This window comes from Nocardia sp. NPDC004582 (assembly GCF_053602115.1).
In genome coordinates, this window is the sequence record NZ_JBSGCY010000173.1 from 1 (window position 1) to 12,121 (window position 12,121).

The 12,121-nt window shown below is 71.7% G+C and carries 1 protein-coding gene; it reads left to right on the forward strand.

The genetic code is table 11. The features are described 5' to 3' along the window. Window positions 1–12,121: amino acid adenylation domain-containing protein (locus tag ACWELJ_RS30395; protein ID WP_452369544.1), on the forward strand; the 12,121-nt coding region annotated here is incomplete at both ends.

Below are 12,121 nucleotides of genomic sequence, written 5' to 3' on the forward strand. Positions count from 1 at the left end.
GCGGGCGCGGCGCGACCTTCGAGACGGTGCTCGACGCCGACCTGCGCGCCGCGGTGGACAAGCTCGCCGCCGCGCACCGCGCCACCCCGTTCATGGTGCTGCACGCCGCGCTGGCCGCCGTGCTGGCCCGGCTGTCCAACACCGCCGACATCGCCATCGGTACCCCGGTGGCCGGGCGCGGCGATCAGGCGCTCGACGACCTGGTCGGCATGTTCGTCAACACCCTGGTGCTGCGCACCGAGGTGCGTGGCGCGGATTCCTTCGCCGACCTCATCGCCCATGTGCGCGACCGTGATCTGCGCGCCTTCGCCCACCGCGACGTGCCGTTCGAGCGCCTGGTCGAGGTGCTCAACCCGCCGCGCGCCCGCAACCGCCACCCGCTGTTCCAGGTGGCCCTGTTCATGCAGAACCTGGGCGAGCCGACCGCCGCGCTGCCGGGCCTCGCGGCCGAGGAACTGGATTTCGATCCGGGCATCGCCAAGTTCGACCTGCAGCTCACCGTGAACACCGCGGGCGACGGCTACCGGGTCGAATACACCTACGCCACCGACCTTTTCGACGACCACACGGTGCGCGAGCTGGCCGCCAAGTTCACCCGCCTGCTCGGCGCCGCCACCGCGGACGCCGCGGTCGCCGTCGGCGATATCGAACTGCTCGACGCCGGCGAGTACGACTACGTCACCTCCAGCTGGAACGCCACCGGCGCCCGCGTCCCGGATCTGTTCCTGCACCAGGGTTTCGACGCCCAGGTCGCGCGCACCCCGAAGGCCCGCGCCCTGGTCTTCGGCGACACCGAACTGACCTACACCGAGTTCTCCGAGCGGGCCAACCGCCTGGCGCGGCACCTGATCGCGGCCGGTGTCGGACCGGAATCGCTGGTGGTACTGGCCATGGCGCGCTCCGTGGAGCTGGTCGTGGCCATGTACGCCGTGCTGCGCGCGGGCGGCGCCTACGTGCCGGTCGACCCCGCGCACCCGGCCGAGCGGATCGGTCACATCCTGGCCACCGCGGGCCCGCATTCGGTGCTCACCACCCGCCGCGACGGTTTCACGCTGCCCGAGACCATCGACGTGCCCCTGCACCACCTCGACGAACTGAACCTCGAGGACTACTCGGCCGCCAAGATCGGCGACAAGGAGCGGCACGGGGTCCTGCACCCCGACCACCCCGCCTACGTGCTGTTCACCTCCGGCTCCACCGGCAAGCCCAAGGGCGTCGCGGTCACCCACCGCGCCATCGCCAACCAGCTGGCCTGGATGCAGGCCGAGTACGGCGTCCGCACCCAGGACGTCTATCTGCAGAAGACCGCCACCACCTTCGACGTCTCGCTGTGGGGCTACTTCCTGCCGCTGCGCGCGGGCGCGACCCTGGTGGTCGCCACCCCCGACGGCCACCGCGACCCCCGCTACATCGCCGAAACCATTGCCCGGCACCAGGTCACGCTGACCGACTTCGTGCCGTCCATGCTGTCGGTGTTCGCCGCGCACGCCGAGGCGGGCGAACTCGACTCGCTGCGCGACATCTTCGTCATCGGCGAGGCGCTGCCGCCCGAGACCGTGACCGCCTTCTGGGCGGTCAGCGACGCGGGTGTGCACAACCTGTACGGCCCCACCGAGGCCGCGGTGTCCATCACCTTCCGGGAGGCGCACCGCTCCGACACCCTCGCCGTCCCGATCGGCGAGCCGGAGTGGAACTCCCAGGTGTTCGTGCTGGATTCGCGCCTGCACCCGGTCGCCATCGGGGTGCCCGGCGAGCTGTACCTGGCCGGCACCCAGCTGGCCCGCGGCTACCACAGCCGCTTCGACCTCACCTCGGATCGCTTCGTGGCCAACCCCTTCGGCCGTCCGGGCGAGCGCATGTACCGCACCGGCGACCTGGTGAAGTGGACCGAGGACGGCGAGCTGGTCTACCTCGAGCGCCTGGACTTCCAGATCAAGTTCCGCGGCCAGCGCATCGAACTGGCCGAGATCGAGAGCGCGCTGCTGCTGGCCCCCGAGGTGGCCCAGGCCGCGGTGCGCCTGGTCAACGGCGACTCCGGCGACTTCCTGGCCGGATACGTGGTGCCCGCCCCCGGCGTCGAGCTGGACCCGGAGACCCTGCGCGAGGGCCTGACCCGGGTGCTGCCGCCCTACATGGTGCCCACCGCCCTGATGGCGCTGCCCGAACTGCCGCTCAACTCCAGCGGCAAGCTGGACCGCAAGGCGCTGCCCGTTCCGGAGCTGCGCGCCAAGGCTTTCCGCGCGCCCGCCGACCCGGCCCAGCGCCTGGTGGCGGCGGTGTTCGCCGAGGTGCTGACGGTCGAGCGGGTCGGTCTCGACGACGACTTCTTCGCGCTGGGCGGCAGCTCCCTGGACGCCGCCCGGGTCACCTCCCGCATCGGCGCCGAGCTCGGCTCCCGGGTGGCGGTGCGCCTGCTGTTCGAGTTCTCCACCGTCGAGGGCCTGGCCGCCGCACTGGTGGCCGCCAACCCCGACGCCGCCCGGCCCGCGCTCACCGCGCGCCCGCGCCCGGAGCGGATTCCGCTCTCGCCCGCCCAGCAGCGCCTGTGGTTCCTCAACCGCATCGAGGCCGAGGACGGCGAGCACAGCGTCTACAACCTGCCGATGGTGCTGCGCCTGCGCGGCAATCTGGACATCGCCGCCCTCGAACTGGCCACCCTGGACGTGCTGGCCCGCCACGAGTCGCTGCGCACCAGCTACCCGGACTCGGAAGCCGGTCCGTACCAGCACATCCTGGATGTCGAGGACATCGGCCTGAGTCTGAGCCCGGTGCCCGTCACCGCGGCCGAGGTGACCGGGGCGATCGCCGCCTTCGCCGCCGCCGGCTTCGACGTCACCACCGAACTGCCCTCGCGCATAGGTCTTTTCGTCATCGATGAGCACCACGTGATCGATGACGAGGCCGCGCGGGACGCCGAGTACGTGCTGGCCGTGGTCGTACACCACATCGCCGCCGACGCGCTGTCGCTGCGGCCGCTCATCGGCGACCTCATGCGCGCCTACCTGGCCCGGACCGCGGGCGCGGAGCCCGGCTTCGAACCGCTGGCCGTGCAGTACGCCGATTACGCCCTGTGGCAGCACGAACTGCTCGGCGACGCCGCCGAGCCGGGGACCGTCGCCCACCAGCAGATCGAGTTCTGGCGCGAGACCCTGGCGGGCCTGCCGCCGCAGCTGAGTCTCCCGGTCGACCGCCCGCGCCCCGCCGTCGCCACCAATGCGGGTGCGGCCGTGCCGTTCTCGATCGACGAGACCGTCGCCGCCGGGCTGCGCGAGCTGGCCCGGGTCCACGGCGTCACCCTGTTCATGGTCGTGCACGCCGCCTTCGCGGCTCTGCTGTCGCGCGCCTCCGGCACCGCCGACATCCCGGTCGCCTCCCCGATCGGCGGCCGCGGCGAACGCGAACTCGACGCCCTCATCGGCATGTTCGTCAACACCTTGGTGCTGCGCACCCGGGTCGAGGCCGACCGGCCCTTCACCGACCTGCTGGGTGCGGTCCGCACCGCCGACCTGGCCGCCTTGGGCCACGCCGAGCTGCCCTTCGAGCGCGTCGTGGACGCGCTGAACGTGGACCGCACCACCGGCGCGCCGCCGCTGGCCCAGGTCATGCTGTCGTTCAACGACGCCCGGATGAACGGCGGCGCGGGCACCTTCGAGCTGCCCGAATTGGCGGTCACCCCCGTCGAAATCGACGACCCCACAGTCAAGTTCGATCTGCACCTGGTGGTCGGCGAACTCGGCGCGGACGCCGGGCTGACCGGCAATCTGCGCTACGCCACCGAGATGTTCGACGGCGCCACCGCCGCCTCGCTCGCCGAGCAGTTCGGCCGCCTGCTGGCCGCGGTGGCCGCCGACGCCTCCGTCCTGGTCGGCGATATCGACCTGCTCGGCGTCGCCGAGCGCGACCTGGTGGTGCGGGGCTGGAACGACACCGCTTTCGACGTGGACGCCGCACTCGGCCTGACCCCGGCCGCCGCCGCGGACGCCAAGACCCTGATCTCGCTGTTCGAGGAACAGGTCGCCCGCACCCCCGAGGCGATCGCCCTCACCTTCGACGGGACCAGTCTGTCCTACGCCGAGTTCGCGGGCCGGGTCCGCCAGCTCGCGCGCTGGCTGATCAGCGAGGGCGTCGGCCCGGAATCGCTGGTCGCACTGGGTATGCGCCGCTCGCTCGACCTGGTGATCGGCATGTACGCGGTGTCCGCCGCCGGCGCGGGCTACCTGCCGCTGGACCCCGACCACCCCGCCGATCGGCTCGAGTACATCCTCGAGACCGCGGACCCGATCACCGTGCTGACCTCCGGCACGGACCTGCCGCTGGACACCGCCCAGGTGCGCGTCGACCTGCTCGATCTGACCGGCATCGCCGACACCCGCATCACCGACGCGGATCGCCTTGCCCCGCTGCGGGATTCCAACACCGCCTACGTCATCTTCACCTCCGGCTCGACCGGCCGCCCCAAGGGCGTCGCGGTCAGCCACGCCGCCATCGTCAACCGCCTGGTCTGGGGCCGGTCGGCGCACGGCCTGACCGCCGCCGACGTGGTGCTGCAGAAGACCCCGATGACCTTCGACGTGTCGGTCCCGGAGTTCTTCCTGCCCTTGCAGATCGGCGCGCGCCTGGTGATCGCCAAGCCCGAGGGCCACAGCGATCCGGCGTACCTGGCCGAACTGATCGCCCGCGAGGGCATTACGGCGGCGCACTTCGTGCCGTCCATGATGACCGTCTTCGTGGCCGAGGAAGCTGCCGCGAAATGCACCTCGCTGCGGATCGTCTTCGCCTCCGGTGAGGCGCTGTCCTCGAAGCCCGCGCACCAGCTGCGCGAGCTCACCGGCGCGGAACTGCACAACCTGTACGGCCCGACCGAGGCCGCCGTCGAGGTGGCCTACCACCAGGTCACCGATGCGGACGTCGACGCCGTGCCGATCGGCCGCCCGACCTTCAACACCGAGCTCTACGTGCTGGACGCGCGCCTGCGCCCGGTCCCGGTCGGCGTCGCGGGCGAGCTGTACCTCGCCGGTGATCAGCTCGCGGCGGGCTACGTGGCCCGCCCGGGCCTGACCGCGGATCGCTTCGTGGCCAACCCGTTCGGCGACTCCGAGCGCATGTACCGCACCGGCGACCTGGTCAAGTGGAACCGTGACGGCGAGCTGGAGTACCTGGGCCGCACCGACTTCCAGGTGAAGCTGCGCGGCCTGCGCATCGAACTGGGGGAGATCGAGGCCGCGCTCACCGCGCACCCCGCGGTCGCCCAATCTGTGGTCGTGCTGCACGGCTCCGGCGCCGACGCGCAGCTGGTCGGGTACCTGGTGCCCGCCGCGGGCGCCGAGATCTCGGTACCGGCGCTGAAAGCCGAACTGGCGCAGCGACTGCCGGTCTACATGGTACCCGCCGTCCTGATGACCCTGGACTCCTTCCCGGTCAACAGCTCCGGCAAGCTGGACCGCGGCGCGCTGCCCGCCCCCGCCGCCGCCACCGCCGCCTTCCGCGCGGCCACCGGCCCCGAGGAGCGGATCGTCGCGGAGGTCTTCGCCGCCCTGCTCGGCGCCGCGCGCGTCGGCGCGGACGACGATTTCTTCTCCCTCGGCGGCAACTCGCTGATCGCCACCCAGTTGGTGGCGCGCCTGGGCAAGGCCGCGGGCGTGCGGATTCCGCTGCGCGCGGTGTTCGAGGACGCCACCGTGGCCGGGCTGGCCGCCAAGATCCGCGCGGCCGACGCCGAGATACTGGTCGAGCTGCCGCCCGTGGTGGCCCAGGAACGTGGCGAGCACATTCCGCTGTCCATCGCACAGCAGCGCCTGTGGTTCCTCAACCGGTTCGACATTCGCGACGGCTACACCATTCCGTTCGCATTGCGCCTCACCGGTTCGCTCGATGTCGAGGCGCTGCGCCAGGCGGTGGCCGACGTGGTGGACCGGCACGAGACCCTGCGCACCATCTACCCCGAGCGCGACGGCCAGGCCAGCCAGGTCATCCTGCCCGCCGGCACCCGCCTGATCGACCTGGTCGCCGAGCCGGTCACCTCCGGCGAACTGCCCGGCATGGTGGAGTCGGTGGCGCGCACCGCCTTCGACATCACCGCGGAGGTGCCGTTCCGCATCCGCCTGCTGGAGATCACCGACGAGCCGGGCACCCACCTGCTGGTCATGGTGGTGCACCACATCGCCGCCGACGGCTGGTCCTTCGGTCCGCTGACCCGCGATATCGCCACCGCCTACGTGGCCCGCTGCGCCGGCGAGACCCCGCGCTTCACGCCGATGGCCGTGCAGTACGCGGACTTCGCGCTGTGGCAGCAGGCCGCCCTCGGCTCGCCCGAGGACGCCGATTCGGTCCTGGCCCAGCAGCTCGCGCACTGGACCCGCCGCCTGCACGGCGTGCCCGACGTGCTGACCCTGCCCTCCGACCGTCCCCGTCCCGCCGTGGCCAGCGGCCGCGGCGCGGGCTTCACCGCCCGCTTCGACGCCGAATTGCATGCCGCCGTCCTCGATTTCGCCGCGCGGCAGCGGGTCACCCCGTTCATCGTGCTGCACACCGCGCTCGCGGTGGCGCTGTCGCGGCTGTCCGGCACCGGTGACATCGTCATCGGCGCGCCGGTCGCGGGCCGCGGCGACGAGGCCCTCGACGACCTGGTCGGCATGTTCGTCAACACCTTGGTGCTGCGCACCGAGGTGCGGCTGGACGCGCCCCTGGGCGAGCTGCTCACCCAGGTCCGCGACACCGACCTGACCGCCTTCGACCACGCCGTGGTGCCGTTCGAGATGCTGGTCGAAGCGGTGAATCCGGTGCGCTCCCAGGCGCACGCGCCGCTGGCCCAGGTCACCCTGACGCTGCAGAACCACGCCCGGCCCAGCGTCCAGCTGAACCGGCTGGCCATCGAGGCGCTGACCGTGGAGGCCACCGCCACCCAGTTCGACCTGGACTGGACCCTGGCCGAGACCACCGGCGCGGACGGCCTGCCCGGCGGCATCGAGGTCTACATCACCTACGCCACCGACCTTTTCGACGCCGTCACCGTCGGCGGCTTCCAGGCGGTCTTCGAGCGCGTGCTGCGCGCGCTGCTCGCCGACCCGCGCGCGGTCGCGGGCGATGTGAACATCATGTCGCGCGACGAGCGCGGCCTGCTGCTGGTGGATTACAACGCCACCGGCCACGACCTGCCGGTCGAGGTGCTGGCCGGGCTGCTCGACGCCCGCGCCGCCCAGGACCCGGACCTGGTCGCGCTGCTCTTCGAGGGCGAGACGGTCCGGTACGCGGACCTGGCCCGGCGTGCGAATCGCCTGGCCCGCCTGCTGATCTCGCAGGGCGTCGGCCCGGACGCCATCGTCGGCGTCACCGCGCACCGCTGCGTCGACATGGTCGTCGCCATGCACGCGATCGTGAACGCGGGCGCGGCCTATGTGCCGGTCGAACTGTCGTACCCGGCGGACCGCATCGCGCACATCCTCGGCACCTCCGAATCGACGCTGGTGCTGAGCGTCGGCGGCGCGACCCTGCCCGGCATCGACGGCGTGCGCGTGCTCGACGTCACCGCCGCGCGGGAAGCCGGTGAGCTGGAAGGCTTCTCGGACCAGCCGATCACCGATGCCGACCGCCTCGGCGTGCTGCACCCCGACAACCTCGTCAACGTGCTCTACACCTCCGGCTCCACCGGCCTGCCCAAGGGCGTGGCCACCAGCCACCGCTCGCTCATGAACGAGCTGCGCTGGCTCGAGGGCCGCTACGAGATCACCCGCGAGGACCGCTTCATGCAGCGCTCCCCGCTGACCTTCGACGTCTCGGTGTGGGAGGTCTTCCTCTCCGCCATCGTCGGTGCGCCGCTGATGATTCCGCGGCCCGGCCCGCTGGATCTGGACTACCTGGCCGGCATCATGCGTGAATTCGGCGTCACCATCGACGAACACGTGCCGTCGGTGCTGGCCGCCCTCATCGCCGAGGGCCACGGCGACTCCCTGAAGTCCTTCCGCCACCTGCACACCGGCGGCGAGGCGCTGCCGGTCGAGGTGATGGGCCGGCTGCGGGAACTGGTCGGCGGCAAGGTGCACAACGCCTACGGCCCGACCGAGGTCGCGATCTCGACCATCTACCACGAGTTCTCCGACGCGGACCCGGATTTCGAGGTCGCCATCGGCCGCCCCAACTGGAACACCCGCGCCTACGTGCTCGACACCCGCCTGCACCCGGTGCCGGTCGGCGTCGTCGGCGAGCTCTACCTGGGCGGTGTGCAGCTGGCCCGCGGCTATCAGGGCCGCGGCGCGCTGACCGCCGACCGCTTCATGGCCGACCCGTTCGGCATCCCCGGCGCGCGCATGTACCGCACCGGCGACCTGGTCAAGTGGAACCGCAACGGCGACCTGGTGTACCTGGGCCGCAACGACTTCCAGGTGAAGCTGCGCGGCCAGCGCATCGAACTGGGCGAGATCGAGGCGGCCCTGATGGCCCGGCCCGAAGTGGCCAACGCGGTCGTCGTGCTCGCCAAGGACACCACCGGAGCGGACTGCCTGGTCGGCTACATCTCCGGTGACCAGCTCGACGCTGAGGCGGTGCTCGAGCACGCCCGCACCCTGCTGCCGTCCTACATGGTGCCCGCCCACGTCGCGGTGCTGGACGAGATGCCGCTGACCACCGTCGGCAAGCTGGACCGCACGGCCCTGCCGCCGGTCGAGTTCACCGCCGCCACCGCGGAATTCCGGGAACCCGCCCCCGGCGCGGAAGCCACCATCGCGGCGCTGGCCGGTGACCTGCTCGGCGGCGTCACCCTCGGCGCCGACGACGACTTCTTCGCGCGCGGCGGCAATTCGCTGCTCGGCATGCGCCTGATCGCCCGCGCCAACGCGGCCCTGGGCACCGAACTGTCGGTGCGCCAGCTGTTCGAGGCCCCGACCGTGGCCGGACTGGCGGCGCTGGCCACCGGCGCGGGCACCGGCCTGCCGCTGCGGCGGATGGCGCGCCCCGAGCGAATCCCGCTGTCCCCGGTCCAGACTCGCATGTGGCTGATCAACCGCCTGGACCCGGAATCGGCGGCCTACAACCTGCCGTCCGCGGTCCGCATCACCGGCGCGATCGACACCACCGTGCTGACCGCCGCCTTCGCCGACGTGGTCGCCCGCCACGAGGCACTGCGCACCATCTACCCGTCCGACCCGGAGGGCCTCGGCTACCAGCTGATCCTGCCCGCCGAGACCGCGCCGCTGCCGCTCGAGATCCGCGACTGGGCCGACCCGGCCTGGATCGAGACCTTCGTCTCGACCGGCTTCGACGTCACCACCACCGTGCCGATCCGCGTCGCGCTGCTGCGTGAAACCGAGGACACCCACATCCTGGTGGTGGTGCAGCACCACATCGCCGGTGACGGCCAGTCGATGAATCCGCTGCTGCTCGACACCATCACCGCCTACCTGTCCCGGGCCGCCGGACACGCGCCGGAGTGGACGGAACTGCCCGTGCAGTACGCCGACTTCACGCTCTGGCAGCGGGCCACCCTGGACCTGATCGGCGCTCGCGAGCTGGAGTTCTGGACCGAGACGCTGCGCGATCTGCCCGACGAGCTGCCGCTGCCCACCGACCGCCCCCGGCCGGAGGTGGCCTCCGGGCGCGGCGCGTACCTCAACACCCACCTGGACAGTGAGCTGACCGCCGCGGTCAAGCGAATCGCGGAGGCGCACAACGTCACCCCGTTCATGGTGTGGCACGCGGCGCTGTCGGTGCTGCTGGCCCGGCTGTCGTCCAGCACCGATATCGCCATCGGCACCCCGATCGAGGGCCGCGGCAACGCCGACCTCGACGGCCTGATCGGCATGTTCGTCAACACTCTGGTGCTGCGCACCCAGGTCGACCTCGGCCGCGGCTTCGACGCGCTGCTCGCGCAGACCCGCGCGGCCGACCTGGCCGCGTTCGACCACGCCACCGTGCCGTTCGATCAGATCGTGGACGCGCTCGGGGTGCCCCGCACCCAGGCCCGCAACCCGCTGTTCACCGTGGGCCTGACCTACGTGAACCTGGAGAACCCCTCCTACTCGGTCCCCGGCCTGACCCTGGAGGGCATCGACTACGTGGCCCCGGTCGCCCGCTTCGACCTCCAGGTGACGGTGTCCGACGAGCCGGACGCCGAGGGCCGCCTGCCCATCGAATTCAACTACGCCACCGATCTTTTCGACGCCGAGACCATCGCGGCCCTCGCCGAGCGGATGGAACGCGTGCTGCGGGCGGTGGCCGCCGACGCGACCGCGCCGATCGGTGACATCGACCTGATGGACGCGGTCGAGCGCCGCGACGTCACCGAGCTGTGGGGCCGCGCGGGCGACGGTGTCGGCGAGTCCGACGACACGCTGCCGAGCCTGTTCGACGCCGCGGTGGCCGCGCACGCGGAGCGGATCGCCCTGCGATTCGGCGACGAGGAGCTCACCTACCGCGAGCTGGATGGTCGCGCGAACGCACTGGCGCGCAGGCTGATCAGCGCGGGCGCGGGCCCGGAGTCGCTGGTCGCGGTGCTGCTGCCGCGCTCGACCGAGCTGGTCGTGGCGCTGCTGGCGGTGCTCAAGACCGGCGCCGGCTACGTGCCGATCGATCCGTCCTACCCGGCGGACCGCATCGCGTACGTGCTCTCGGACGCCAAGCCCACCAGCGTGATCACCGACTCGACCCTGGAGATCGAGCAAGCGCTGGGTGGTGAAGCGGCCGCCGAGCTGAATGTCGTTCGGCTCGACGAGGATTCGCGGCAGTGGCCGGACACGCCGATCACCGCCGCCGACCGCCGCGCCCCGCTGCGGCCGGATCACGTCGCCTACGTCATCTACACCTCCGGCTCCACCGGCCGCCCCAAGGGCGTGGCCGTGGCGCACCGGAACGTGGCCCAGCTCATGGCGAACATCGTGCCCGAGTACGGTTTCGACCACGAGGACGTGTGGACGCTGTTCCACTCCTGTGCCTTCGACTTCTCGGTGTGGGAGCTGTGGGGTCCGCTGCTCTACGGCGGCACACTGGTGGTCGTCGACTACTTCGTGTCGCGCTCGCCGCAGCAGCTCCTCGAGCTGCTGCGCCGCGAGCGGGTCACGGTCTTCAACCAGACGCCCTCGGCGTTCTACCAGCTCGCCGAGGCGGACCGGGTCGCCGACAGCGACCTGCCGGACCTCTCGCTGCGGCTGGTCATCCTCGCCGGTGAGGCGCTCGAACTGCGCCGCCTCTCGGATTGGGTTGCCCGCCACGGTGATACCACGCCGCAGCTCGCGAACATCTACGGCATCACCGAGACCACCGTGCACGTGTCGCAGCGGACGCTGGATGCCGAGACCATCGCCTCCGCCACCGGTTCGGTGATCGGCACCGCGATCGACGGTTTGCACGTGTACGTGCTCGACGAGCGACTGCACCCGGTGCCGGTCGGCGTCGCGGGCGAGTTGTACGTCGCCGGCCCGCAATTGGCGCGCGGCTACCTGGGCCGCCCCGACCTGTCGGCCGCCCGCTTCGTGGCGAGCCCGTTCGGTGCGCCGGGCGAGCGGCTGTACCGCTCCGGTGACGTGGTCCGCTGGAACCGCGCGGGCGAGCTCGAATACGTGGGCCGCGCCGATGATCAGGTCAAGGTGCGCGGTTTCCGGATCGAGATCGGCGAGATCGAGTCCGCGGTGCTGGCTCAGCCCGGTGTCGCGCAGACCGCGGTCATCGTGCGCGAGGACCAGCCGGGCGATTTGCGGATCGTGGCGTACCTGGTGCCCGACGCGGCGAACCGCGACACGGATACGGACGGCGTCGCCCTCGCGATCGACGCGATCCGCGAGGGCGCGGCCGACCTGCTGCCGTCCTACATGGTCCCGTCGGCGTTCGTGGTGGTGGACTCGATCCCGTTGACCGTCAACGGCAAACTGGATCGCCGCGCGCTGCCGAAGCCCGAATTCCGCACCGCCGAGTTCATCGCGCCGCGCACCGAGGCCGAGCACACGGTCGCCGAGGTCCTCGCCGCCGTACTCGGCATCGAGGACGGGGAGCGGGTCGGCATCGCCGACGACTTCTTCGCCCTCGGCGGCAACTCGCTCACCGCGACCCAGCTGGCGGCGCGCCTGAGCGCCGCGTTCGGCGCCCAGGTGCCGGTGCGGGCGGTCTTCGAGCACACCACGGTCGAGGCGCTGGCCGC